Below are 22821 nucleotides of genomic sequence, written 5' to 3' on the forward strand. Positions count from 1 at the left end.
ATTCATAAAAACATGATATCAACAAAAAGTATAGTACTGACATCGATACTAATTTTACAGCTGAGTTGTTCTCCGTCAAAACATGCTGATTCTTCTAAGATTGATTTATCTGTTTCAGGTAAAAAGTTAGATGTGTATACAACTGCAGAGAACTCAAATTTAAGATTGTCACTCTCAAATGATCTTATTTCAAAAGAATCTTCGGCAAATACAGCAGTTTCGATAGAAGTAGATCCGGCTAAAACCTTTCAGACTTTCTTAGGAATCGGAGGTGCTATAACAGATGCAAGTGCCGAAGTTTTCGCAAAATTACCAGCAGATAAACAACAAGAGTTTTTAACGGCGTATTATGATAAGGATAAAGGAATTGGATATTCGCTTGCAAGAACAAATATTCATAGCTGTGATTTTAGCAGTGAAAGCTATACTTATATCAGTGAAGGAGACAAAGATTTAAAAACTTTTAATATCGATCACGATAGAAAATATAGAATACCATTACTTAAAAAAGCAATTGAAAATGCCGGCGGAAAATTAACTTTATTTGTTAGTCCCTGGAGTCCCCCAGCTTTCATGAAAGACAATAATGATATTTTACACGGCGGCGTTCTATTGCCTGAATTTGCACAATCATGGGCAAAGTATTATGCCAGATTTATAAAGGAATATGAAAAAGAAGGTATTCCAATTTGGGGATTAACTATCCAGAATGAGCCTATGGCAAAACAGCGATGGGAATCCTGTATCTACACTCCTGAAGCCGAAAGAGATTTTCTAAAAAATTTCTTAGGACCGACTCTTGAAAATGAAGGACTTGGTTCGAAAAAGATAATAATCTGGGATCACAACCGTGGAGACATGTTAGAAAAAAGAGCACAGCTTGTTTTTTCTGATCCTGAAGTTTCAAAATATGCATGGGGAATTGGTTTTCACTGGTATGAAACATGGAATGGAGGCACGCCAAAATTCGAATCAGTAGCTAAAGTTCACGAAGCTTTTCCAAACAAAAATTTACTTTTTACAGAAGGATGTATTGAAAAATTTGATGCTTCAAAATACCAGTTTTGGGGTAATGCAGAACGTTATGGACTTAATATGATTAACGATTTCAATAATGGAACGGTAGGCTGGACAGACTGGAATATTCTTTTGGATCAAAACGGAGGGCCAAATCATGTAGGTAATTTTTGTTTTGCTCCAATTCATGCCGATACCAATTCAGGACAGCTTATTTATACACCAATGTATTATTATATAGGGCATTTTTCAAAATTCATTCGTCCTGATGCAAAAAGAATAAATGAAACGGTAAGTAACAAGTCACTTCTAAGTACTTCATTTAAAAATACTGATGGAAAGATTGCCACAATAATCATGAATCAGGAAAACAAAAGTGTGGTTTACAACCTAACAATTAATTCTCAAAAATATACCATTACCATACCGGCACATGCAATGCAGACACTGGTATACTAAGACATTATTTGATATTAATATTAAAAGTATAAAATGAAAAACAGTATTTTTTGTGCGCTTATGTTCCTTTTTTGCGGAGCAGTCTGGAGCCAGCAGGTTAAAAATAATAAAGCAGAAATTGATGCTAAAGTTTCTGAATTATTATCAAAAATGACGCTTGAAGAAAAAGTGGGACAAATGACCCAAATTACAGTAACAATTTTTGGAGATGCCAAAAAACCGGGATATTTTGATGCTGCAAAATTAAAGCAGGGAATTCAGGATTATCATATTGGTTCTATATTAAATGTACCCAATCCGGGAGCTCCAACTTTAAAAAGATGGCAGGAAACTATGCAGGCCATTACAAATGAGGCAAATAAAACAAGGCTAAAAATTCCTGTGCTATACGGTATCGATGCTATTCACGGAGCAAGTTATACAGCTGGTGCAACATTATTTCCTCAGCAAATAGGTTTGGCAGCAACTTTTAATACCGATTTAGTAAAACGAGGAGCAGCTATTTCAGCTTATGAAACAAGAGCTTCTTCAATTCCGTGGGTTTTCTCGCCAGATTTAGATTTTCCAAGAAATCCAGCCTGGTCAAGAATGTGGGAATCATTTGGAGAAGACGCCTATTTATCATCAAAAATGGCAGTAGCTTTAGTTGATGGATTTGAAGGAAATAACAATGTAGGTTCTAAATACAGCGTAGCTTCCTGCATTAAACATTACATAGGCTACGGAAGTACTACGACAGGAAAAGACAGAACACCAAGCATTATTCCGGAAAGACTTTTAAGACAATATGACTTAACGATTTATCAGGCAGCTATTAATGCCGGTGCAAAAAGCGTAATGGTAAGCTCAGGAGAAATCAACGGAACTCCAGTTCATGCTAGCAAACACTTAATTACTGATATCCTTAAAAAAGAATTAGGTTTCTCTGGCGTTGTAGTTACTGACTGGAAAGATATCATTTATCTATACACAAGACACAAAGTTGCCGAATCGAAACGTGATGCTGTTCGAATTGCTGTTATGGCCGGAATCGATATGAGTATGGTTCCTGAAGAATTTTCTTTTTATACTGATTTATTAGATTTAGTAAAAAAAGGAGAAGTACCGGTTTCAAGAATCGATGATGCCGTTTCGAGAATCTTAAAGATGAAATTTGAACTGAATTTGTTTCAAAATACGGTAGCAGATTTAAAAGATTACCCAAAATTTGGATCAGCAGAGCATATCGAAGAAGCTTATAATACTGCCGCAGAATCGATTACTTTATTAAAAAACAATGCATCAGTTCTGCCATTAAGTAAAAACGAAAAAGTTTTGGTTACAGGTGCAACGGCCAATAGTATGAAATACCTTAACGGAGGCTGGTCATATACCTGGCAGGGCGAAAACTCAGATACATATGCAGCTGATAAATTCACCATTCTTGAAGCTTTTCAAAATAAATTAGGCAAAGAAAATGTACTTTATACAGCCGGAACAGATCTTGAAAAAGAAGACGATGCAGAAATTCAGAAAGCAGTAGAATTGGCAAAAAACGCTTCTAAAATCGTTTTATGCTTAGGAGAAAAAAACTATACAGAAACTCCGGGCGATATCAGCGATCTTTATATGAGTGCTTCTCAAATAAAACTAGCTTTAGCTTTAGCAAAAGTAAATAAGCCGATTATTTTAGTTTTAAATGAAGGAAGACCAAGATTAATAAGCAATTTTGAAGACAAAATGAGCGCTGTTGTTCAATGTTATCTTCCAGGAAATGAAGGAGCAAGAGCCTTAGTTGATATTTTATACGGAGACGTAAATCCAAGTGGAAGACTGCCTTATAATTATCCTAGATATCCCAACTCTTTAGAAAAATACAATAGAAAATATACTGAAAGTATTTCTGAAGGAGAACAGAATAATGATGCCAAATACGAGAAAAGTTATTCTCCTCAGTTTGAATTTGGAACCGGATTATCGTATACCACTTTTGTTTATTCAAATCTAAAAATTGATAAAACAGAAATCAATAATACAGATGAAGTAAATGTTTCGGTAGACGTTACAAATTCAGGAACAAAAGCAGGAAAAGAATCCGTTTTATTGTATTTGTCTGATAACGTTGCAAGTATTACACCTGAATTTAAATCTTTAAAAAGATTTGAAAAGATAAGTTTAAAACCAAATGAAACTCAAACAGTAAAATTTACTTTAAAACAAAAAGATCTTCAATTTGTAAACGAAGATTTAAAATGGATTTCTGAAAAAGGATCTTTTACTGTTCAGATAGGAAATCAAAAAAAGGATTTTCTGTTGAAATAAATTACTAAACCTGTAAAGTCTTATGGTTTTACAGGTTTAAACAGAATAGCAAAAATCATAGTTATGACATATTTGATACTAATGATAGTAACAACTTTAATTAACATAACTTTTAAATAAGTTTTTTTCTTTAAGGCTTCGGAAACATTAGCTTTACAGATTAAAATTTTTTAAAGATGAAAAAGATAAATTCAATTGTTTTTGTAGTAATGCTCCTTTTGGTAAGCAGTACATTTTACGGTCAGAATCTAAAAATTATGACCTACAATATTCGTTTAGATGTTGCATCAGATGGAGAAAATGCATGGCCAAACCGAAAGGATTATTTTACTTCTCAAATACAATTTTATAGTCCGGATATTTTTGGAGTTCAGGAAGCAACACCGGGTCAGGTTGATTACATAGCTTCAGCTTTACCAAATTACAGCAAATTTGGAGTAGGGCGTGAAGAAGGAGGATTAGGAGAAGCTTGTACGATTTATTATAAAAAAGATCGTTTTAAAGTCTTAGATTCCAATACATTTTGGCTGTCAGAAACACCAAATGTAGTTTCAAGAGGCTGGGATGCTGCCTGTAATCGTGTTTGTACTTACGGACTTTTTAAAGATCTTAAAACAAAAAAAACATTTTACGTTTTTAATCTGCATTTGGATCACATGGGCGAAGTGGCAAGGATAAAAGGTGTTCAGCTTGCTCTTTCAAAAATGAAAGAATTAAACACAAAAAATTACCCGGCTTTTTTAATGGGTGATTTTAACTCAGAGCCAGAAACAGCTCAAATTGCAGAAATTAAAAAAGTAATGGATGATACCAAAGATGTTTCAAAAGAAAAGCCATTTGGACCATCAGGAACATTCAATGATTTTAAACACAATGAACCTGTTACATTATTGCTGGATTATATTTTTATTTCAAAAAACAGCGGACTAACAGTTCAAAAACATGCAGTGCTGAGTGATTCGAAAGATTTAAAATATCCGTCGGACCATTTACCTGTTTTTATAGAAATAGATTTAAAACAATGATATGCACGAACAATGAGATAATTTAAATTAAAATTAGTTAAGCATAATAAAATCATGATTTAATAACTCAAAAAAGAAAATTATGAAAATAGAAGATGTTATTAAATAATAGAAGCGTAAAATTTATAACCCCAAGAAATTAGTATAAAGACTTCTAATATTTTAATGTTTTATAAGATTTTGAATAAGTAATGAACCATATTAATTAACAATTAACTATTATTAAATTATGAAAAGAATTTTACAATTATTCGCATTATTATTTAGCGTCACTGTATTCAGTCAAATTACAGTTTCAATACAAAATTTACAGTATACTAATTATGGAGAGCCTACAGTTAATGTTGCAAGCTGCGGAACAATTGATTTAGCTTCAAGTAATGATACGAATATAAATTTTGGGGTTAGATTAACAAAACCATATGATATGGCAATTGGTAATGGTAACGTTTTTGTTTATACTCAAAAAAATTCCATTTCTGAAAAAAAACAAAAACAAGTAATTTCAGTTCCATCAGGCAGTTGGTCCACAGGGGGACCTGGTAATCCTTCAGTTAAAGAACTAGCAACAACAGTAAGTGTTAATGTTAATGAATTTGATACATCAGGAGGGACATTTTTTGTTGAATATTCCGACGGTATTGCCAGAAGATCTTGTACGTATGCAGTAGTAAGAAATGTGATTCCGGAGTTTAAAGTATCACCAACATCAGTTAGTATACCGTGTAATTCTACAGCACCAATAACTTTTACAGAATCAAATGTACACAATTCTCCAGGTTCGGTTACTTATTCATGGACAATTGGTACAGGATGGAATCTTAGTGCAGGGACTTATCAAACAACAACTAATACTTTTACCCTGACACCAACAAGTTATCCTCCGTCAAATATTTCAGTTGTTGCTAAATTAGGAGGAGTTAATTATAGTGGAGGTAGTTCAATAATGAGTTTAGCACCATTTACAAGTACAGCAGCAATTTCAGGAATAGATTCATATTGTACTTATCAAACCGCTTCCAATTTTTCTATTAATGCAGGAGCAGGAAACACCGTTGCCTGGAGTATCTCTAATACTTCAGTAGGAACACTTAGTTCACCAACAAATTCGCAGGTAACTGTAACTTCTAAAGCACAAGGTATTTTTACGTTAACAGCAGTTATTACAAATTCATGCGGACAGACGGTTACAAAAACAAAAACAGTTACAGTTGGATCTCCAATGCCTCTTATTGATAATTATTACTGTCCTACAGAAAGTGCACCTTGTTCATTAAGTAATCCTGCAAATAATAACTATTTAATTTATAGTTTAAATGCCCCTCTTGGCAGTTATATCCCTGTAAACGCTGATTGGGAGTGGGAAAAAATTTCAGGAAACTTTTATTTTCTAAACAATGGATTATATAATAGTGCTACAGCAGTAGGGCAACAGGCTAATATTTATATAAATGGTGCCAATCCTACAAATGAGCCGGCGAAATTTAAAGTTAGAGTAAGAAATGCATGTGGATGGGGGAATTGGAGAACCTACCATTGGAATGATGGTACAACAACAACCCCAACAACCCCGACAACTCCTCCTACAAAATATTTTAAAGTATCACCAAATCCAGTCACAACTTATTTTGATATAAGTTTATTAGATCCAAACATTCCACCACCAACATCAAGCGCAAGACTGATAAGTATTTACTCTCAATATGGGCAGCTTTTACAGAATAACACATCGTTTTTTGGTGTTGGATACAATGGTTTCAGTATGACTTCTTATACAGCTGGTATATATTATGTTAACATTACTTTTGACAGCCATTCAGAATCACATACTATATATAAAAACTAGAGTTTAATTTTAACACCTGCCTTAATAGTATAAAAATAAAAACGAATATATGTTTGTACTATTCAGGCAGGCTTTAAAAACAAAGAATGACCTCGATTACATCGAATTAATTAAACAAGAATGAAAAAAGTAACCACAATTACTCTGTTTATGCTTTCGCTTTTTGCGTCGGCACAGCAGCAAACAATAGATCAAAAAGTAAATGATCTGTTGAAAAAAATGACTATTGAAGAAAAAATCGGCCAGCTAAACCAATACACTGGAGACAATCAGGCGACAGGGCCAATTACTATTAACCCAAACAAACAATCTGAAATCAAAGCCGGATTAATAGGCTCGATGCTTAATATCATCGGAACAAAATATACCAGACAATATCAGGAATTGGCAATGCAGTCAAGATTAAAAATTCCGTTGTTATTTGGTCAGGATGTTATTCACGGATACAAAACTACTTTTCCCCTTCCTTTAGCCGAAGCTGCCAGCTGGGATTTACAGGCAATTGAATTAGCGGCAAGAGTGGCTGCAACAGAAGCTTCTGCAAGCGGTATTCACTGGACATTTGCTCCAATGGTCGACATCAGCCGTGATCCAAGATGGGGTCGTGTAATGGAAGGCGCAGGAGAAGATACTTATTTAGGTTCTAAAATTGCCTACGCAAGAGTAAAAGGTTTCCAGGGAAATAAATTGGGAGATCTAAATTCTGTAATGGCATGCGTAAAACACTTCGCAGCGTATGGAGCTGGAGTTGGCGGAAGAGATTACAATTCTGTTGATATGAGCGAAAGAATGCTTTGGGAAACTTATTTACCGCCTTTTAAAGCAGCTTTAGACGCTGGTGCAGCAACATTCATGAATTCATTTAATGATATTAACGGAATTCCTGCAACTGGAAATGCACATTTACAACGTGATATTTTAAAAGGAAAATGGAACTTTCAGGGATTCGTAGTTTCTGACTGGGGTTCTATTGGCGAAATGGTAGCACACGGTTATTCAAAAAACCTAAAAGAAGCCGCATACTCAGCTATTACAGCCGGAAGCGATATGGATATGGAAAGTAATGCTTACCGTTATAATCTGGCACAATTAGTTAAAGAAGGAAGAGTTTCTGTTGATTTAATTGATGATGCTGTAAAACGTATTCTTCGCAAGAAATTTGAATTAGGCTTGTTCGATGATCCTTACAGATATTCTGATGAGAAGAGAGCAGAAAAAGCTTTAAACAATCCGGAACACAGAAAGGCAGCTCTTGATGTAGCTCAAAAAAGTATTGTATTATTAAAGAATGAAAACCAGACTTTACCAATATCTAAAAGTGTAAAAACGATTGCTTTCATTGGACCTATGGTAAAAGAATACAAAGAAAACATGGGATTCTGGTCTGTAGAACTTCCAGAAGTTGACTACAATAAGTGGATTGTTTCTCAATGGGATGGTTTACAAAATAAAGTAGGCAAAAACACGAAGTTATTGTATGCAAAAGGATGTGAAATAGAAGGGACAAATAAAGATGGTTTTGCTGAAGCTGTTGAAACTGCAAAACAAGCCGATGTTGTAATTTTAAGTATTGGAGAAAGACGCGACATGAGCGGTGAGGCAAAAAGCCGAAGCGATATTCATTTACCAGGCGTTCAGGAAGATTTAGTAAAAGCAATTCAGGCAACAGGAAAACCGGTTGTAGTTTTAATTAATGCTGGAAGACCACTTGTTTTTAACTGGACTGCAGATAATGTTCCGGCAGTGGTATACACTTGGTGGTTAGGAACCGAAGCAGGGAATGCAATTGCTAATGTTTTGTTTGGAGATTATAATCCGTCAGGAAAATTACCAATGACTTTTCCTAGAGAAGTAGGACAAATTCCTATTTACTACAATCATTTTAGTACTGGAAGACCAGCTAAAACAGAAAACGAAACCAATTATGTTTCAGCGTATATCGATTTAAAAAACTCACCTAAATTTCCTTTTGGATACGGTTTGAGTTATACACAATTTAGTTATTCTGATTTAAAACTTTCTTCAACAAAAATAAAAAACAATGAAAATATTAAAGTTTCATTTAAACTTTCAAATGTTGGAAAAGTGGCAGGAGAAGAAGTAGCACAATTGTATTTAAAAGACAAATTTGGATCAGTAGTGCGTCCGGTTTTAGAATTAAGAGATTTCGAAAAAGTGAAATTAAATGCGGGTGAATCTAAAACTATTGAATTTACAATCGACAAAGAAAAACTTTCATTCTATAACGATAAACTAGAATGGACAACAGAACCTGGAGATTTTGAACTTATGATTGGTTCTTCATCTGCAGATATTAAATTAAGATCAGATTTTGAATTACTTGCAAAGTAATGAAATGAAAACGGGGCCTTTGAAAGCCCCGTTTTTTTATATGTTATTATTTTAAACGTTTCTTGAAGCTGTATTTCAGCATATTCAATAATCCTTGCTCAATAATATCAATTCCAATTCCAAAATTACTGTCGGCAACTGTATGGTGTGCATTTCTAAATTCTTCAAAATCTTTCTGCGGAATTTCAAGATTTACCAATGGTTTGTAATCAATATAAATCGATGCACCGTTTTTGGTTACTTTTTTACGGCTGGTATAATCAAAATAAGGATTGTTGATAGTACTTTCCTGAATAGTATACTTTTCCTGAGTATCTATTTTTTGATCAGTCAATAAATTAACTTCATATTTTTCGTTATCAAAATTATGCCAGAAAGGAATATCGGTATGCATAAAATCGCGGGCGCCGTTTTTAACCATATTTCGGTCAAAATACATTAAAAAACGATTTTGCTGCTGATCTGTAAAATATGGATTTTCGATCTCGGCATTATATTGAATAGTAAACTCGTTCAGCTTTTTATCATCGCTTACAATTTCAATAACAGCATCTTTAAAAATAGTTCTAATATCAGTTCCGTTTCTGTCATTTGAATAATTCAAAGTATAAAACAAGAAATTATTCCAGCTGTCTACGATCTCTCTTTTATTGGTATTCTTAAAATATTTACGCATGTAATTGGCACGATTTCCTTTATAAGTCGTAACCAGTTTTAATTTTCCTATACTATTTTGAGCGCTGAAATCAACTTTTTCATTAATGCCATAATAAGAAAATTTGTGAGGTTCTCTAATTTGTAATCCCTGATTTTGTTTTACTTCCAGATAATGCAGGAAATAAATAAAACCGCGATTTTCAATTAACCCAAATTCGTCTCTTGATGTTGCATCAATAAAATACGTTTCGCCTTTGTAATTGATTTTTAAGATTACATGATTAAAAGTCAATAACGACGGCAGGTAATGTGTAATGTAATGATCAGTATTAAAGTTAACCAATACTACAGAAGAATCAACATTAATATAATCTAAAACCACCTTTAATAAAACCGACTTTGCTTTGCAGTCACCTTGTTTATTTTCATAAGTTACAGATGGTTCCTGCGGTTTGTGGCCGTTCATTTCATCGGCATTAAAAATATAATAAACGTGATTCTGCACATAATCTATTGCAAACTGTAATTGTTCATCTTTATCAGCAATAGCATCTAATTTCTCGACAAGTTTTGGAGCAAATTCTTTTAAAGAAGCTTTACTGTAGATTTCTTCGTAAAGAGGTGCAATATAATTAGCAAGATCAACCCAACTGCTGTCTGTTGCAAAATCGATAAAAGGCGCAATTTCTCTGTTGGTATCAAAAAAGTTGATGTAGTCCTGTTTTTCAATTACAAATCTTTCACCTTTTTTGAGATGTTTAATTTCAGGTTCTAAAACATTTCCTTCATCGTCTCTAAAAAATGCTTTTTTGTAAGCAATAGGATCTTTACGATCGTTAATAAAAGTAAATTTATAATTTCCGTATGCCCAGTAAGTACTTGGGGTAACGTAAACATATTTTAGAAATTCTTTTCGCATAAAATCACGATCTGTAAAAACTTTTACGCGTGAATCTTCTGTAATTAAAACATCATAAAGACGTAAATCTTTAATCGTAATATTTACTTTTTTATTACTGCTTAAAATACCGCCTTCACTTTGATTTTCGCTGTCAAGAACTTTTATTTTAGTATCTGCAATTTTATCAATCAGGACACCTTCTCTTAAAACGCTTATTCTATGAATAATATACGTTTCGTTTTCTTCTACTACAACATCTTTTACCGAAGCACTTTCAAGATTTGAAGGTTCATTAAGAGTATAAGCAACACAGGCATACTCACTGTTTTCGTTATCACTTGTATAATAAACTTTATCTAAAAGGTAGCAGAAATCTCTTCCTTCTTCAACTTGTTTGTTTGAGAAATCAGATTCTTTTATAGATTCAATCAGCTGATTGTCATCAATTTTTGGAGCCCAGTTTTCAGGTTTTTGAATTTTATAATTTTCTTGTTCTACTGTGTTTTCCATGCTTATAAATTTTACAATTTTTATCGGTGTATATTCTTACTGCGAAAAGCAAAAGTATATAATAATAGTACATTTTGTTGAGTTATTTTAGAAAACTTAAAAGAGATAAAAAAAGCCCCACTAAAAAGTGAGGCAGCGTATAAAAACTAAAATAATTAATACAATTATTTCAGGACAGTGTTAATGAAATCCATAGCGCCAATTCCTTTATAAGATTCGAGTAAAGCTTTATCAAGAGCTTCGCGCTTTGTTTTTTTATTTTTAACTTCTCGTTCAATAACCTGATTAAAAATTCTTTCTTGTTCTTCACTGTATTTTAATGAAGCTTCAAGAAGATAAGTCTTAGAAACAAATCCAAAAGAAGACCAGATTTTGGTTCTAATTTTCTCACTGATATTTTTTAACGGATTAATATTCATAATTCTGTAATTAACTTCTATATAAATTCTTTTTATAACGAAAATCCTATTTCATAAGTTTTTTCTTGTTTTAAAACAGAATTTTAACAATTTGCACACGTAATGTGTTATTATGACGCAATGTACTTCTTTTTTCGATTAGTTTTGTAATTTTAACTAAAATTGTGATTCGCACACTTTTAAATTTATGTTAACTTAGTTTATTTTTATAAGACTTATTCTCTAAAAAAACGTTACACTTTTTAAAATAAAGTAAATTGCATGCTTAATTAAATCTAAAGCGAGTTAATTAAAAAATAAAAATGTTGAAATCTATACTAGAAAATAATGAAAATTACCAGCCGGGACTTTCTATAGATTGTGTCATTTTTGGGTTTCATGATAATCAGTTAAAAGTATTGCTTATTAATACGCCTCACAGTGAACGATGGTCCCTTCCGGGCGGATTTATTCCAATTGATCAGGATATTGATACTGCTGCAGTAACAGTTTTAAACGAACGAACCGGTGTAGAAGGTGTATTTTTGAGGCAATTTTCGACATTTGGAAAAATTAAACGAAATGAAAATCATTTTGATAATGAGGCTTTAAAACATTTAGATATCAGTCCTGAATTAGGAAAATGGCTGACCAGACGTTTTGTTACAATTGGATATTATGCATTAGTAGATTTTTCAAAGATTCTTCCTAATCCAATAAACAGAAATGAAATTGTAGAATGGATTGACCACAAAGAAGTTCCGGAACTTATTTTAGATCATCGTGAAATTTTGGATAAAGCTCTCGATACTTTAAGAGTCGAATTGAATTTAATGCCAATAGGTTATAACTTGTTACCTGAAAAATTTACAATTCCGGAATTGCAGAAATTATACGAAACAATTTTAGACAAAAAATTAGACCGCCGAAATTTTTTACGCAAAATCACCAATATTGGAATTCTTACCAAATTAGACGAAAAGAAAAGCAACGTTGCGCACAAAGCCCCAAACTTATATTCTTTTGATAAAGAAAAATACGATGAGGTTTTAAAAGATGGATTATATCAAGGCTGGTAAAAAGTAAGCTTTAATCTTTAAAAATGATAGTATGGTTTCAATTGACGAATTTCGAAAATTAGCAATGTCATTTCCAGATGCGACTGAAGAACCTCATTTTGAGAAAATCTCTTTTCGAATTAAAAAGAAGATTTTTGCTACTTTTGATGAAAAAAATAATCAGGCTGTTTTAAAATTAAACGAAATAGACCAGTCCGTTTTTTGTGCGTCAAGCGAAAAGATTTTCTATGAAATTCCAAATAAATGGGGAAAACAAGGCTGGACGATTGTAGAACTTTCGAGAGTAAGACCCGAAATGTTTGAAGATGCTTTAATTCGTTCGTATGAAAACGTTGCTGCAAAAAAGAAGTAGCATTTCTATCTTACAATAGTTCTAAAAGTTAAATTAACTCTGGGTTTTTGAGTGCTTTTTGTTGGAGGAAGCCGATGCAGCCAATGTGTCTGCGTTTCATCTTTCATAACCAATAAACTTCCGTGTTCCAGAATCATAGAAACAGTTTCTTTAGACTCCTTATGTTTAAAAGCAAATTTACGTTCGGCGCCAAAACTTATTGATCCAATTGCGCCGTTTTTCTTTAAATCTTTTTCAGCATCGCTGTGCCATGCCATTCCTTCTTCGCCGGAATGATATAAATTAAGCAGACAAGAATTAAAAGTTTCTCCTGTTTTTTCTTCAATAAAAGTTTTCAATTTTAGTAATTCAGGAGTCCACGGAAGCGCTTTTTTAGTAGTATTCGAATACGTGTATTCAAATTCCTTATCGCCATACCAAGCCACTTTTCTTTTAGTCAAAATTAATTTTCCAAAAATAATGGCTTCATCATTTTTCCATTCGATTGTGTTTAAAAGAGTATCGCGATAAAAATCTGCTTCTGTTCTCGAAAACAATTTACCGTAATAATTCACAGTTCCGTCTTTTGGAAGCAGATTAGTGGTTTCGTCTATTTGAGGATTAAATAAGTCCATTTTTCCATTTTAGATAATCAATTTTCATACAATGCCCGCAAGGTCTGAAACCATTTTGTTTTGCATTTTCTTCAGAAGAAAAGAAAACCCGGTTCTCTCGTTTCATTCTCTTTCCGGAAGCACATTTTAAAGTTCCGTAGATTTTTAGCTTTTGGTTACCGCCAAAGCAAATTTCGCCTTTTTTAATTTTACTTCGAAGTTCTGAATCTGAAATTTCAATATGTTTTACCATTTATTTTTTAGTTGCAGAGGTTCAAAGTAACAAAGAGACAAAGGTTCTGAATCTTTGTACCTTTGAACCTTTGTCTCTTTGTCACTTAATTTAACGCATCATGAAAAATAATTCCCAATGTAAAACGTTCACCAGAATGAATTTCACTTACTCCATGTTTCATATTAACACGATAATATCCTTTTGTACCTTTTACAGGTCTAAAATTTGTCGTGAAAACCAGAATATCACCTTTTTTTGGTTTCAAAACAATAGCTTTGGACTGTGCTCTTGGAGTTTGCTGTGTCAATACAAATTCGCCTCCGGTAAAATCTTCATCAGGTTCATTTAAGAAAAGCACAATTTGAATGGGGAAATAAACATCTCCATATAAATCCTGATGCAGTGTGTTGAATCCGCCTTTGCCATATTTTAAAATTAAAACTGTCGCTTTCAGCTGATTATTATCATGACATTGCTGCAACAATTCTGAATGAGTTTGAGGAAAAACAGTATTAATATTTAAAGCTTTCATCCACGCATTGGCAATTGGGGCTAGTTTAGGATAAATTGAAGAACGAAGATTCTGGATTAAATCCGGCAGCGGATAATTAAAATATTTGTATTCGCCCAAACCAAATCTATAGCGTTCCATAACAACAGTTTTTCGATATAAACCATGATTCCCATACTCACCTTTTAAAGCTTCACATTCTTCATTATTAAGAATGTTGGAAAGAACTGCAAAACCATTTTCATGCATTGTTTCTGTTATGTTTTCCCAATTTTGAGAAGCGATTTTAGATTGTATATTTTGCATAAGAGTTTTAGTTTGAGATTTTTTTTCCGCCACGAATTACTCGAATTACACAAATTTTTCTGTTTTTTGATAAAAAATAATTCGTGCACATTCGTGTAATTAGTGGCAAAAATAATACGTTAGATAAAGTAGTTTTTGCAAATACTGGGCGTAAATTATAATTGAGAATTTACCTGCGCACCTTCCCAGCCAATAATTGCTGTTTTTCGGGTATTTCCCCACATATAACCGCCAAATGTTCCTGAAGACTGAATTACACGATGACACGGAATTAGGAACGCAACAGGATTACTGCCAATTGCAGTTCCAACGGCGCGTGATGCATTTGGTTTTTGAATTTGATGTGCAATAGAACCGTAAGTAGAAAGTTGTCCCATTGGGATTTTTAATAAAGTTTCCCAAACTTTCAATTGAAAATCGGTTCCTTTTAAATGTAGTTTTATTTCAGATAATCTGCTCCAGTCATTTTGGAAAATAAATAAAGCATTTTGCTGTGATAGATCTAGTTTTTTTGAAAATTGAGCATTTGGAAATTTATCTTTCAAAGCAATAAATCCGGTTATTTCATCTTCGGCGAAAGCCATAAAACAAACGCCCTTTTGTGTAGAAGCAACAATAATATTTCCAAACGGACTTTCTGCAAAACTGTAATTTATTTCAAGATTTTTTCCGCCGTTTTTATATTCGGCCGGAGTCATTCCTTCGATATTTACAAATAAATCGTGAAGTCGGCTTGTTCCTGAAAGTCCAGTCTCGAAAGCGGTTTCAGAAATGGTTGCCTGATGTTCTTTTAATAATTTCTTTGCGTGTTCCAGACTTGTATATTGTAAAAACTTCTTCGGACTTGTTCCTGCCCAATCGCTGAAAAGTCTTTGAAAATGAAACGGACTCAAATGCACTTTCTCAGCCACTTCATCAAGATTTGGCTGCTCTTTAAAATTGGCTTTGATATAATCGATTGCTTCTGCAATGCGATTATAATTTATGGTTTCCTGTGTGTTCATCTTTATTCAATTTTATAAGACAAAGATCGATTGGTTTTTGCTGGAATAAAATCTGAAACTTGCGGAGTTTTTTATGTTTTAAGTTGTGTTCGAACGTGATACATAAACTTGAAACAAAAAACTAATGCGCTGTGGTTTTAGAAAAAACATTAATTACAACTACGCCAAGGATAATTAAACTCAATCCGATTATAGCAGGTAAATCTGGTATTTCTTTGAAAAAAATAGCACCAATTGCTGTAATTAAAACAATTCCAACTCCGGACCAGATTGCGTAAGCAAAACCAACAGGAATGGTTCTAATGGCAAAACTTAGAAAATAAAATGCACCGCAATATCCAATTACGGTAATGATACTTGGAATTAATTTGGTAAATTCTTCGGACTTTTTTAATGCCGAAGTTGCAATGATTTCGAAGATTATAGCGATGAATAAAAACAAAAAATTCTTCATGGTTTACTTTTTTACAAAGTTAACTTTTATAATAGATTTTCTATTTCAAATTTTATAGGCGTATTGTATCTCTGACTATATAAATTTGCACGAAAAGATTTTTTTGGTTTTAAAATAATTTCTTTACCAACGACTGATATTGTATCCACTAAAGAATATATATCTTCATAAAAATTAATGTCAAAATAGCCTTGTTTAGTGCTGCTGTCTTTTTTATTTATGTATTCGACTACTATTCTTGATGGATTATTATTTGGTTTAATTTGATAAAAGAGATTAATTTTATAAGCAGTTGTTTCTTTTGTTTTATAAAATATTGTGATTTCTGTGCCAAATTTTGAAATTAATTCTTCTGTTTCATTTACTTTTTTTAAATTCTCATCTCCACTTATATGTTTAAGAATTTTGAAAGTTAACTGTTGAATGAAACTATTTTTAGCATGGTCTGATAACGAATTAAATTTTACGGCATTTACACCATAATCAAAATATCTAATCCTTTCATCAATTTTTCTTTCAGAAATAACAATTTGATTTTCGTTTAAAACCGTAGTTAAATTTATATAAATGTGATCAACTTCACCATAAACCAACTTTAGCTCATTTAATTTTCGAGCAATTCGCTGCCCAATATAGGTTGGTTCTTTTTTTGTATTAAAAAGTGTCCCTAAATTTCCAGGCAGTTTTTTGCCAACAATATTTTCTTCATTACTTTCGTAATAACGAATATCTTTTATAATTCTTTCAGGCATTTTTATTTTATTTAAGGTTATCTTTTTTAGAAGAAACGCTTATTAATTTATATCCATTTTCTGTTCGTAGAAACTGAATGTGATCCTGTTCAAGATCATTCTTGTTTTTTGGGTTGATAATGATACTTTTTACGGGATAAATCCATTCTTTAGATTCATTGCAATTATTGAAATACACTTCGTATTCGCTGGATTCAAAAATAAACTGATTTAGTCCGTCTGTAGTAACAAAATAATCCGTTTTTGGATTTTTTAATTCCTGAAGTTTTAATTTTAAAAAAGTATAATTTTGATAGATAAATTTGGCTTTAGGGGAGTTTATCCAGCCGTCTGGTTCTTTCCAATATACAATTTTGTCAAAAGAATGTTTTTCCAGATTAGCTTTAGATAAATCGGAAAGGATTGTGTTTTGCAGCCAATATTTAAATTCTTTGTCGAAATTTATAAAAGAATAATATTGACCGTCGATTCCAAGAAAATTTTCTCTAATAGGATCTTTGCTAGGCTCTTTGGATTTTTCTAATGAATAAAAATCAAGATCGTCGTTGTAAGCAAAATTTTCAATCAGGACTTTGTTATTGATGTCAATTAAGTACTCTTTTCCTCCCGTCCAGTAAAAGTGCTCACCATCTTGTTTTTTTTCGGCATCTTTTAAAACGATGATCATTCCGTTTCTGGCTTTGGTTAAATTGCTGTAAACAGCAGGAATAACGATTTTTCCTTCACTGTTAAACATTCCCATTTTATCGGTTTTGTGATCTGTAAATCTTATGAAGCCTTCATTTTCACAGTCGGGACCGTTATCAAAAACATATAAACTATCTAGACCAACTGTTTTTCCTGTTTTGGTTAAATAATAGCTTTTCCATTTTTGATCTTTTTCTTCAGTTACGGCTATAATGTTTTCGAATTTACGTGCGATTGTAAAACCTGAAAATTTGGGTTCTATTTTAATTACTCCGTTTTTGTCTTTAAATCCAATTAAGGTGGTGTCTTTGTTTGGAAATGAATTCCAAGCATCATTATTTTGTGCAAAGACAGATAAATTTAGAAATAGAAAAGTATAGAGAAGAAAAATCTTTTTCATGGCGAATATTAAGTTGTAACAGTTTCTAATTGCATTTTTTTAGCTTCATCAAAGCAGTCGGCGCATAACATTTTAAAATCGGCCTGAGTTTCAAAAGCGTCATTCCATTCTTCACCATTATCCAAAAGCCATTGTTCGCATGCATTGCACCATGCAATCTGCGGAAGATCTTCTTCGGCTTCGGAATAGAAAAAACCTGATTTTTCTTTTGAGTCTATTGCCATTGCAATGTGAATGCAGGTAAAAGACATTTCTTTTGAACCGTGTACTTCACATAAAACATTTTCAATCATTTTTTATATTTTAAAAACCAAATTTAAAGTTATCTGGTAAAAACGTTGTAAATGTCTTGTTAAATTAATTCGCTTTTTGATAACTAGAAACTCAAATAAAAAAAGAAACCCGACAGGTTTTAAAAACCTGTCGGGTTTGATATATGATTTTAAGAAAATCTAAAATCAGAAATCTTCAATCTAAAATTAATTAGTATCTGTAGTATTCTGGTTTGAATGGACCTTGAACTTCAACACCAATATAAGCAGCTTGATCTTCTCTTAGAACTTCAAGTTCAACACCTAATTTAGCTAAGTGTAAAGCAGCAACTTTCTCATCTAAATGTTTTGGTAACATGTAAACTTCATTTTTGTAAGCTGCACTGTTGTTCCATAATTCGATTTGAGCTAAAGTCTGGTTTGTAAATGAGTTACTCATTACAAAACTTGGGTGACCTGTAGCACAACCAAGGTTTACTAAACGACCTTCAGCCAAGATAATGATATCTTTTCCGTTGATGTTGTATTTGTCAACCTGAGGTTTGATTTCGATTTTAGATGCACCGTGGTTTTTGTTTAACCAAGCCATATCAATTTCGTTATCGAAGTGACCAATGTTACAAACAACAGTTTTGTCTTTCATTTGCTCGAAGTGCTCTCCAAGAACGATATCTTTGTTTCCTGTAGTTGTAATGATAATATCAGCATTAGCAATTACAGTGTTTAATTTTTTAACTTCATAACCGTCCATTGCAGCTTGTAAAGCACAAATTGGATCGATTTCAGTAACAGTTACAATAGAACCAGCACCTCTGAAAGAAGCAGCAGTTCCTTTTCCAACATCACCGTATCCGCAAACTACTACTCTTTTTCCTGCTAACATTAAGTCAGTTGCACGACGTACAGCATCTACAGCAGATTCTTTACATCCGTATTTGTTATCAAATTTAGATTTAGTAACTGAGTCGTTAATGTTGATTGCAGGCATTGGAAGAGTTCCAGCTTTTACTCTTTCGTAAAGTCTGTGAACACCTGTTGTAGTTTCTTCAGAAAGACCTTTAATTCCAGCAACTAATTCTGGGTAACGATCAATAACCATGTTAGTTAAATCTCCACCGTCATCAAGAATCATGTTCAATGGTTTTCTTTCTTCACCAAAGAATAAAGTCTGCTCAATACACCAGTCAAATGATTCTTCGTCAAGACCTTTCCAAGCATAAACTGAAATTCCAGCAGCAGCAATAGCAGCAGCAGCCTGATCCTGAGTAGAGAAAATGTTACAAGAAGACCAAGTAACCTCTGCGCCAAGAGCGATTAAAGTTTCGATTAAAACAGCAGTTTGAATCGTCATGTGTAAACATCCAGCAATACGAGCTCCTTTTAATGGCTGCTCATCTTTGTATTCAGCGCGAAGTGCCATTAAACCTGGCATTTCAGCTTCAGCTAGTTCAATTTCTTTTCTTCCCCAAGCCGCTAGAGAAATGTCTTTTACTTTGAAAGCCACATATGGCGTAGTCGTTGTACTCATTTATGTTATATTTGTAGAATTGTAATTTTTTTGCAAATTTAAGGAATAGCTTTTGAATTTTACTAATTTCTCTCAGATTTGTGAAATCTTTAATTTCTTAATCTTTAGAACATTAGTTTATAAAACGATTTAAACCATATAAGTGATATAAGTTCATTTAAAAAAGGATTCTTTCGTAATGCGCTTTGTTTTGAATTGCTTAAATTTACTTATTGCATTTTTTGAACCAACAGTTATATTTTCTCAAATGACTTATATGGTTTAAAAACTCATAATTCACAACTCATAATTCATAATTTAAAAAATGCCTCTATTTCAAACCATACAGTTTAACGAAACAACTAAAATCTTAATTTGGGAAATAACAGAATCTCTTGAAGAATTATTAAGTAAAGTTGTGTTGAAGGAAAAAACACAAAAAAGACTCGACGGGATGAAATCGCAAATGCATCAGCGTGCTTTTTTAAGTGTTCGAATGCTGATTCAGGAAATGGGTTTTACTGATAAAGATTTGCATTATGACGAATTCGGAAAACCGTATTTTGATTGTCATAACTACATTTCAATAACGCATTCCTATCATTTTGCAGCGATAATTATAAGCCACGAAACAGTTGGAATTGATATGGAATTGCAACGAGAAAAAATCCAAAGAATCGCAGATAAATTTACAGATTATGAATGCGGTTATTTAGATTCATCTTTTACAGAAGATTATATAAAAAAACTTACCGTTATCTGGGGAGCCAAAGAAGCAATCTTTAAAATCAGAAATGAAAAAGGAATCAGTTTTAAAGATCATATAAATGTGAGCAACTTTTCTTTAGATGAAACCCAAACACAGGCAAGTCTTCATTTTGATAATTTGGTTAAGGATTTTGATGTGCATTATAAAGAAATCAAATCTAATAACTTTGAAGGGACTTTTACTTTGGTTTATGCTTTTGAGAAATAATCGCAATGACTTTACAGGGCGATTAAACTTCACTTTCTTTTTGTCTGTGCTGAAACATACTCATGTACAAAAAGGTGCTCATTTTTCGGGCACGTCTTTTTAAAGTTTCTACATTTTCGCCTTCAAAATGCTCGTCTAATGTTTGAGCCCAGTGATTAAGCCAGATACCAAATTCGTTTGGAGTAATTTTTTCGTCAAAATGAGCATCTACCTCGTTATGAACAGTATGAGGATTTCCTTTGTATTTGCGGACACCAAATAAATTGGTTTCCCAAAAATCAGTCAGCTTTTCGAGATGTGCATCCCAGTCAGAAATCACTTCATTAAAATAAAAGCCGATTTCTTCATCGGCTCTTATTTTATCATAGAATTGATGTACCAGAAAAGAAACGTCAGCTCTATTTTCTATTTGTTTTTTCACAGAACAAGAGTATTTAGCAGAATAAATAATACGCTTAAAATTGAACTCAGAATTAAAAGGTTAAAAACCACTTTATGTTTCATTTGAGCCAAAATTGAAGTGTTTACAAAGATACAAGCTAAAACGATAACTGCCAGCTGAACCATTTGAAGAATTGAAGTTCCGTTAGATAAAACATACATTGCAGCAGCGCCTCCTAAACAGCTTTGTCCAATTACTGCCATTGCAGCAGAACCCATATAATTTTTATTGAAAATGTCGAATGTGGTTTGATATAGTGTCATGATATTCAGATTTTTATATGACAAAGATACGTCCGCAATACAACTGCATTTTATGATTAAAATCATAAAACAAGAACTTTTTTATCTGTATACTTTTCGATTAATAATCCTCAATTCACCTTTCTTTTCCAATGCTTTTATGGCTCTAATAACAGTTTCTACCCGCAAACCGGTTAAATCTCCAATCTGCTGTCTGGTGAAATTAATAAGATAACCGTTTTTGTCTTTTTGGAAATTAAAATAAGCGATTCCATGATCGATTAATTTTAAAACACGATGTTCCGGTTCATGTGTCGAAATTTCGGCCGCCATAACTGATTTATAATATAATCGTTGTGCGAGGTTTTCTATTATTTTAATGCTGATTACCGGGTTTTCTTCCAGCAGTTTCATAAAATTAGATTTTGGAAGAAGCAGAATTTCACTATCCTCAACAGCAATTGAATTGGCGGGATATTTTTGATTTAAAAATAATGGAGGTTCGCCAAAAGATTGATTTTTATAGAATATTCCCTGAATAAATTCGCGGCCGTCATCATTATAATTGCACATTTTAATTTCTCCCGAAATAATCTGATAATAATGAGCAGGCAGATTTCCTTCTTCAAAAATAATTTCATTTTTGCCAAAAGACTTTTTTATTGCACCATATTTCTCTAACAATTCAGCCGTGATCATAATTGTTTTCTTTGATAGTTAACAGAGACTTTACAAATATAATTGATTCATAATAGTTCTTCTACGTTAAAAACTTTTTACTTTTACGGCCATTATGGAGCAAAAAATACTTACCACAATCCATCAACAAATTTTAGAAGCCAAGAAAAATGGTCAAAAATTATTAGCCATACTTTTGGATCCTGATAAAATTGTCTGGGAAAATTTAGATCATTTATTACTTAAAATAAATCAATCTCCGGCGACTCATATTTTTGTTGGAGGCAGTATTGTCGAAAGTACAATTATCGAAGATCTTATCGCACAGTTAAAACAAAAAACAAAGCTGCCGGTTGTAATATTTCCGGGAGATCCGTCTCAGATTTCACCAAAGGCCGATGCGATTTTGTTTTTATCATTATTGTCTGGCCGAAATCCGGATTATTTAATCGAATATCAGGTTCAGGCAGCACCAATATTGAAAAAAACAAATCTTGAAGTAATTTCAACAGGATATATTTTAATTGAAAGCGGCAATGAAACTGCTGTTGCCCGCGTTAGTAAAACAGAACCGCTTAATCGCGAAAATTTTGATTTAGCTTTAGCAACAGCTCAGGCTGGCGAAATGCTGGGAAGTAAATTAATTTATTTAGAAGCCGGAAGCGGAGCAAAGAAGCCAGTGCCATTAGAGATGATTTCAGTAATTTCTCAAAACGTAGAAATTCCTATAATTGTTGGCGGAGGAATTGTAGATTTGCACGGAATTAAAAAAGCATACAATGCCGGTGCGGATTTAGTAGTTATAGGAACAGCTTTTGAAAATGACAACCATTTTTTCGATTCATAAATAACAGCTTTTAAAAAC

The 22821-nt window shown here is 32.7% G+C and carries 23 protein-coding genes; 9 read left to right on the forward strand and 14 right to left on the reverse strand.

The features are described from left to right. The first annotated feature begins 12 nt into the window (after window positions 1-12). From ACTJIW_RS09585 to ACTJIW_RS09605, 5 genes are all read left to right on the forward strand, one after another. Window positions 13-1476, forward strand: coding sequence for a glycoside hydrolase family 30 protein (locus ACTJIW_RS09585; RefSeq protein ID WP_440714531.1), 1464 nt, complete (start codon window positions 13-15; stop codon window positions 1474-1476). Between the two features lie 33 nt (window positions 1477-1509). Next, window positions 1510-3777, forward strand: a complete 2268-nt coding sequence (locus ACTJIW_RS09590; RefSeq protein ID WP_440714530.1) for a glycoside hydrolase family 3 N-terminal domain-containing protein — start codon at window positions 1510-1512, stop codon at window positions 3775-3777. Between the two features lie 176 nt (window positions 3778-3953). Next, complete coding sequence (locus tag ACTJIW_RS09595; protein ID WP_440714529.1) at window positions 3954-4802, forward strand: endonuclease/exonuclease/phosphatase family protein; 849 nt, start codon at window positions 3954-3956, stop codon at window positions 4800-4802. A 229-nt stretch (window positions 4803-5031) separates the two neighbouring features. Continuing rightward, on the forward strand, window positions 5032-6648 hold the full coding sequence (locus ACTJIW_RS09600) for a T9SS type A sorting domain-containing protein (protein ID WP_440714528.1): 1617 nt from the start codon (window positions 5032-5034) through the stop codon (window positions 6646-6648). A 120-nt stretch (window positions 6649-6768) separates the two neighbouring features. Continuing rightward, window positions 6769-9000, forward strand: coding sequence for a glycoside hydrolase family 3 N-terminal domain-containing protein (locus tag ACTJIW_RS09605; protein ID WP_440714527.1), 2232 nt, complete (start codon window positions 6769-6771; stop codon window positions 8998-9000). A 46-nt stretch (window positions 9001-9046) separates the two neighbouring features. Here the strand turns inward: ACTJIW_RS09605 and ACTJIW_RS09610 are convergent, their stop codons facing one another. Beyond that, window positions 9047-11068, reverse strand: a complete 2022-nt coding sequence (locus ACTJIW_RS09610) for a hypothetical protein (protein WP_433815121.1) — start codon at window positions 11066-11068, stop codon at window positions 9047-9049. 164 nt (window positions 11069-11232) lie between these two features. Beyond that, window positions 11233-11487 (reverse strand): hypothetical protein, encoded by a 255-nt coding sequence (locus ACTJIW_RS09615; RefSeq protein ID WP_073407951.1) that lies wholly within the window; start codon window positions 11485-11487, stop codon window positions 11233-11235. A 302-nt stretch (window positions 11488-11789) separates the two neighbouring features. On the opposite strand from ACTJIW_RS09615, the gene ACTJIW_RS09620 reads away from it, so the two are divergent. After that, window positions 11790-12545, forward strand: coding sequence for an NUDIX hydrolase (locus tag ACTJIW_RS09620; RefSeq protein ID WP_012023646.1), 756 nt, complete (start codon window positions 11790-11792; stop codon window positions 12543-12545). A 31-nt stretch (window positions 12546-12576) separates the two neighbouring features. Beyond that, entirely contained in the window at window positions 12577-12897 is a 321-nt protein-coding gene (locus ACTJIW_RS09625) for an MmcQ/YjbR family DNA-binding protein (RefSeq protein ID WP_440714526.1), read from the forward strand. A gap of 5 nt (window positions 12898-12902) precedes the next feature. On the opposite strand, the gene ACTJIW_RS09630 is transcribed toward ACTJIW_RS09625, so the two are convergent. The 9 genes from ACTJIW_RS09630 to ahcY all read right to left on the reverse strand — a co-directional run bounded on the left by ACTJIW_RS09630 (window position 12903) and on the right by ahcY (window position 19639). After that, complete coding sequence (locus tag ACTJIW_RS09630) at window positions 12903-13511, reverse strand: alpha-ketoglutarate-dependent dioxygenase AlkB family protein (RefSeq protein WP_440714525.1); 609 nt, start codon at window positions 13509-13511, stop codon at window positions 12903-12905. Beyond that, window positions 13498-13743 carry an Ada metal-binding domain-containing protein gene (locus ACTJIW_RS09635; protein ID WP_440714524.1) on the reverse strand — a complete coding sequence of 82 codons (246 nt, stop codon included), beginning with the start codon at window positions 13741-13743 and terminating at the stop codon, window positions 13498-13500. Before ACTJIW_RS09635 ends, ACTJIW_RS09630 begins: the two co-directional genes overlap by 14 nt. A gap of 85 nt (window positions 13744-13828) precedes the next feature. After that, a complete protein-coding gene (locus ACTJIW_RS09640; RefSeq protein WP_440714523.1) occupies window positions 13829-14542 on the reverse strand; it encodes a 2OG-Fe(II) oxygenase in 714 nt (237 codons plus the stop codon). A 155-nt stretch (window positions 14543-14697) separates the two neighbouring features. Then, the gene (locus ACTJIW_RS09645; RefSeq protein ID WP_121362386.1) at window positions 14698-15546 is read right to left on the reverse strand and encodes a methylated-DNA--[protein]-cysteine S-methyltransferase; all 849 of its coding nucleotides are present in this window, start codon (window positions 15544-15546) and stop codon (window positions 14698-14700) included. 121 nt (window positions 15547-15667) lie between these two features. Then, the gene (locus tag ACTJIW_RS09650; RefSeq protein ID WP_012023652.1) at window positions 15668-16000 is read right to left on the reverse strand and encodes a DMT family transporter; all 333 of its coding nucleotides are present in this window, start codon (window positions 15998-16000) and stop codon (window positions 15668-15670) included. A 26-nt stretch (window positions 16001-16026) separates the two neighbouring features. Next, complete coding sequence (locus tag ACTJIW_RS09655) at window positions 16027-16752, reverse strand: hypothetical protein (protein ID WP_121362384.1); 726 nt, start codon at window positions 16750-16752, stop codon at window positions 16027-16029. Between the two features lie 7 nt (window positions 16753-16759). After that, window positions 16760-17839 (reverse strand): WG repeat-containing protein, encoded by a 1080-nt coding sequence (locus ACTJIW_RS09660; protein ID WP_440714522.1) that lies wholly within the window; start codon window positions 17837-17839, stop codon window positions 16760-16762. 8 nt (window positions 17840-17847) lie between these two features. Further along, window positions 17848-18132, reverse strand: a complete 285-nt coding sequence (locus ACTJIW_RS09665; protein WP_012023654.1) for a hypothetical protein — start codon at window positions 18130-18132, stop codon at window positions 17848-17850. Between the two features lie 190 nt (window positions 18133-18322). Continuing rightward, the gene (gene ahcY / locus ACTJIW_RS09670) at window positions 18323-19639 is read right to left on the reverse strand and encodes an adenosylhomocysteinase (RefSeq protein WP_012023655.1); all 1317 of its coding nucleotides are present in this window, start codon (window positions 19637-19639) and stop codon (window positions 18323-18325) included. Window positions 19640-19943: 304 nt separating this feature from the next. Here ahcY and ACTJIW_RS09675 point away from each other — a divergent pair, with 304 nt between their 5' ends. Continuing rightward, window positions 19944-20594, forward strand: coding sequence for a 4'-phosphopantetheinyl transferase family protein (locus ACTJIW_RS09675; RefSeq protein ID WP_440714521.1), 651 nt, complete (start codon window positions 19944-19946; stop codon window positions 20592-20594). A 22-nt stretch (window positions 20595-20616) separates the two neighbouring features. Here the strand turns inward: ACTJIW_RS09675 and ACTJIW_RS09680 are convergent, their stop codons facing one another. The 3 genes from ACTJIW_RS09680 to ACTJIW_RS09690 all read right to left on the reverse strand — a co-directional run bounded on the left by ACTJIW_RS09680 (window position 20617) and on the right by ACTJIW_RS09690 (window position 21977). After that, entirely contained in the window at window positions 20617-21015 is a 399-nt protein-coding gene (locus ACTJIW_RS09680) for a group III truncated hemoglobin (RefSeq protein WP_012023657.1), read from the reverse strand. Further along, window positions 21012-21299, reverse strand: a complete 288-nt coding sequence (locus ACTJIW_RS09685; protein ID WP_044047580.1) for a hypothetical protein — start codon at window positions 21297-21299, stop codon at window positions 21012-21014. The genes ACTJIW_RS09680 and ACTJIW_RS09685 overlap by 4 nt, the downstream gene beginning before the upstream one ends. 81 nt (window positions 21300-21380) lie before the next feature. Continuing rightward, a complete protein-coding gene (locus ACTJIW_RS09690) occupies window positions 21381-21977 on the reverse strand; it encodes a Crp/Fnr family transcriptional regulator (RefSeq protein ID WP_440714520.1) in 597 nt (198 codons plus the stop codon). Window positions 21978-22071: 94 nt separating this feature from the next. Here ACTJIW_RS09690 and ACTJIW_RS09695 point away from each other — a divergent pair, with 94 nt between their 5' ends. Continuing rightward, window positions 22072-22803, forward strand: coding sequence for a geranylgeranylglyceryl/heptaprenylglyceryl phosphate synthase (locus ACTJIW_RS09695; protein ID WP_440714519.1), 732 nt, complete (start codon window positions 22072-22074; stop codon window positions 22801-22803). The last annotated feature ends 18 nt before the right edge of the window (window positions 22804-22821 follow it).

It is taken from the genome of Flavobacterium sp. 22659 (assembly GCF_052044235.1).
In the GTDB taxonomy this organism is placed as follows: Bacteria; Bacteroidota; Bacteroidia; order Flavobacteriales; family Flavobacteriaceae; genus Flavobacterium; species Flavobacterium johnsoniae.

Bases quoted from the DNA above. Each gene is read 5' to 3' on its own strand.
- ACTJIW_RS09585 (WP_440714531.1), top strand. From the start codon at position 13: ATGATATCAACAAAAAGTATAGTACTGACATCGATACTAATTTTACAG.
- ACTJIW_RS09590 (WP_440714530.1), top strand. From the start codon at position 1,510: ATGAAAAACAGTATTTTTTGTGCGCTTATGTTCCTTTTTTGCGGAGCA.
- ACTJIW_RS09595 (WP_440714529.1), top strand. From the start codon at position 3,954: ATGAAAAAGATAAATTCAATTGTTTTTGTAGTAATGCTCCTTTTGGTA.
- ACTJIW_RS09600 (WP_440714528.1), top strand. From the start codon at position 5,032: ATGAAAAGAATTTTACAATTATTCGCATTATTATTTAGCGTCACTGTA.
- ACTJIW_RS09605 (WP_440714527.1), top strand. From the start codon at position 6,769: ATGAAAAAAGTAACCACAATTACTCTGTTTATGCTTTCGCTTTTTGCG.
- ACTJIW_RS09610 (WP_433815121.1), bottom strand. From the start codon at position 11,068: ATGGAAAACACAGTAGAACAAGAAAATTATAAAATTCAAAAACCTGAA.
- ACTJIW_RS09615 (WP_073407951.1), bottom strand. From the start codon at position 11,487: ATGAATATTAATCCGTTAAAAAATATCAGTGAGAAAATTAGAACCAAA.
- ACTJIW_RS09620 (WP_012023646.1), top strand. From the start codon at position 11,790: ATGTTGAAATCTATACTAGAAAATAATGAAAATTACCAGCCGGGACTT.
- ACTJIW_RS09625 (WP_440714526.1), top strand. From the start codon at position 12,577: ATGGTTTCAATTGACGAATTTCGAAAATTAGCAATGTCATTTCCAGAT.
- ACTJIW_RS09630 (WP_440714525.1), bottom strand. From the start codon at position 13,511: ATGGACTTATTTAATCCTCAAATAGACGAAACCACTAATCTGCTTCCA.
- ACTJIW_RS09635 (WP_440714524.1), bottom strand. From the start codon at position 13,743: ATGGTAAAACATATTGAAATTTCAGATTCAGAACTTCGAAGTAAAATT.
- ACTJIW_RS09640 (WP_440714523.1), bottom strand. From the start codon at position 14,542: ATGCAAAATATACAATCTAAAATCGCTTCTCAAAATTGGGAAAACATA.
- ACTJIW_RS09645 (WP_121362386.1), bottom strand. From the start codon at position 15,546: ATGAACACACAGGAAACCATAAATTATAATCGCATTGCAGAAGCAATC.
- ACTJIW_RS09650 (WP_012023652.1), bottom strand. From the start codon at position 16,000: ATGAAGAATTTTTTGTTTTTATTCATCGCTATAATCTTCGAAATCATT.
- ACTJIW_RS09655 (WP_121362384.1), bottom strand. From the start codon at position 16,752: ATGCCTGAAAGAATTATAAAAGATATTCGTTATTACGAAAGTAATGAA.
- ACTJIW_RS09660 (WP_440714522.1), bottom strand. From the start codon at position 17,839: ATGAAAAAGATTTTTCTTCTCTATACTTTTCTATTTCTAAATTTATCT.
- ACTJIW_RS09665 (WP_012023654.1), bottom strand. From the start codon at position 18,132: ATGATTGAAAATGTTTTATGTGAAGTACACGGTTCAAAAGAAATGTCT.
- ahcY (WP_012023655.1), bottom strand. From the start codon at position 19,639: ATGAGTACAACGACTACGCCATATGTGGCTTTCAAAGTAAAAGACATT.
- ACTJIW_RS09675 (WP_440714521.1), top strand. From the start codon at position 19,944: ATGCCTCTATTTCAAACCATACAGTTTAACGAAACAACTAAAATCTTA.
- ACTJIW_RS09685 (WP_044047580.1), bottom strand. From the start codon at position 21,299: ATGACACTATATCAAACCACATTCGACATTTTCAATAAAAATTATATG.
- ACTJIW_RS09690 (WP_440714520.1), bottom strand. From the start codon at position 21,977: ATGATCACGGCTGAATTGTTAGAGAAATATGGTGCAATAAAAAAGTCT.
- ACTJIW_RS09695 (WP_440714519.1), top strand. From the start codon at position 22,072: ATGGAGCAAAAAATACTTACCACAATCCATCAACAAATTTTAGAAGCC.